Source organism: Pseudonocardia xishanensis, from assembly GCF_039541715.1.
Classification (GTDB): Bacteria; Actinomycetota; Actinomycetes; order Mycobacteriales; family Pseudonocardiaceae; genus Pseudonocardia; species Pseudonocardia xishanensis.
Genome location: NZ_BAABGT010000137.1, coordinates 1 through 1,051, shown reverse-complemented (window position 1 = coordinate 1,051; position 1,051 = coordinate 1). Strand labels below are relative to the sequence as shown.

Genomic DNA, 1,051 nt, shown 5'->3' with positions numbered 1-1,051 from the left:
GCCGTCGCGGCGGCGGACGGCGGGAACTGCGCCGAGGTGGCGAGCGCCAGCGTCCAGGTGATCTCCGGTGTGAGGGCGACGGCGCGGAGGTCCGGGTAGCGGCCGGCGGGGGTGGCGGGCAGCAGGGTGACGCCGAGCCGGTTGCGGACGAGCCCGGACGCGGTGTCGTAGTCGGACACCTCGTACGGCGTGTCCGGGGTGAGGCCCGCGGCGGTGAAGGCGTCGTCCGCCTGTCGGCGGATGCCCCACCCCTCGGCGAAGCAGATCACCGTTTCGGTGGCGAGGTCGGGCACGCGCACCTGGTCGCGGGTGCCGAGCCGGTGATCGGGGCGGCAGAGCAGGACCAGCGGCTCCTGGGCGATCGTGCGGAGAGTGATGTTCGGTGGTGGTGCGGGGGCGGCCACCAAGGCGAGGTCGAGGGTTCCTTCGGCGATGGCGTCGAGGTGCCCGGCGGTGCCGGCGACGCTTTGCCGCAGCCGCACCGAGACCAGCGGGTAGCGGGTGTGGAAGCGACCGAGCGCGGCAGGCAGGTCCAGCGGGCCGGAGGACATGAGGGTCCCCAGGTCGACGCGGCCGGAGAGCTGCTCGCGATAGGGCGCCACCACGTTCTTCGCGCGCCGGGCCGAGTTGAGCGTGGCGCGCGCTTCGGTGAGGAACGCGGCACCGGCCGGGGTGAGTGCCACCGGGTTCGCGGCCCGGTCGAGGAGTTGGATGTCCAGTTCGCGTTCGAGCTTGGCGACGGCGGTCGAGACGGCTGACTGGACGACGTGGACTCGCTCGGCGCCGCGAGAGAAGCTGCGTTCCTCGGCGACCGCGACGAAGTACCCGAGCTGGCGCAGGTCCACGCTTCGAGTATCCCACATCGAGATGGCGACTATCGAAAGTCTTCGTTGGACGAGATGACCCCCTGGGCGTGATGCTCACCAGTGAGAGCGGAACGAAGGGAGTCGAACGATGTCGATCGACCTGACCGAGGAAACGATCACCGACGCCGTGCAGAAGACCTTCGGCGGCGCCGCGGACCCGCGGGTGCGCGAGATCTTCGTGAGCC

Annotated in this window: 1 protein-coding gene; it reads right to left on the bottom strand. The window is 71.1% G+C overall.

Going from position 1 to position 1,051, the window contains the following annotated elements:
- Positions 1-845, bottom strand: an 845-nt coding sequence (locus tag ABD993_RS36495; protein ID WP_345428974.1) for a LysR family transcriptional regulator, incomplete at its 3' end; no start/stop codon positions are given.
- Positions 846-1,051: the final 206 nt, after the last annotated feature.